The 534-nt window shown below is 41.3% G+C and carries 1 protein-coding gene; it reads right to left on the bottom strand.

Features of this window, described 5'->3' with window-relative positions:
- Positions 1-64: 64 nt before the first annotated feature.
- Entirely contained in the window at positions 65-532 is a 468-nt protein-coding gene (locus tag AB4114_RS35855; protein ID WP_441992685.1) for an RNA polymerase sigma factor, read from the bottom strand.
- Positions 533-534: the final 2 nt, after the last annotated feature.

The raw sequence follows: 534 nt of genomic DNA, 5'->3' as shown, positions 1-534 counted from the left end.
AGTTCTGCAGGAATGGGGATGTCCATATAGGTTTGTTTCATTTGTTCTAGCTTCTCATCCATGGTTAGTTTACCTCCACAAGCGTATCATCGTTCATTTTTATCCGTAAAAGTTTAAGTGCTTGGTAGAGCCGAGTCTTGATCGTACTCGAGTTTTCTTTTAACACATCCGCAATTTCATCGATCTTCAAATCTTCAAAATAACGAAGCGTAATCACACTGCGATACATGGTCGGCAAATCTTCCAGCGCTCTCTCCAAGTCAATATTCGTATAGGCATCTTCACTGCCAGGCGTTATCGCTTCCATCGTCACATCATCCATGACGGTAAGCTTCTTATGTTTACGCAAGAAATCTAATGAGGTATTGACGACAATTCGGTAAAACCAGCTTTTAATGGCTACATGGCTTTTCAACGAATCTGCTGCTGCAAAAGCTTTCTGAATCGCMTCTTGTACGATGTCGAGTGCATCCTCTTGATTTTTCACATAACTATAGGCGAGTCGATATACATGCTCCTTATGTTCCGTTATAC

Origin of the sequence: Paenibacillus sp. 2RAB27, assembly GCF_052115445.1 — a bacterium.
Taxonomy (GTDB): Bacteria; Bacillota; Bacilli; order Paenibacillales; family NBRC-103111; genus Paenibacillus_E.
This window is presented reverse-complemented; position numbering and strand designations above follow the sequence as displayed.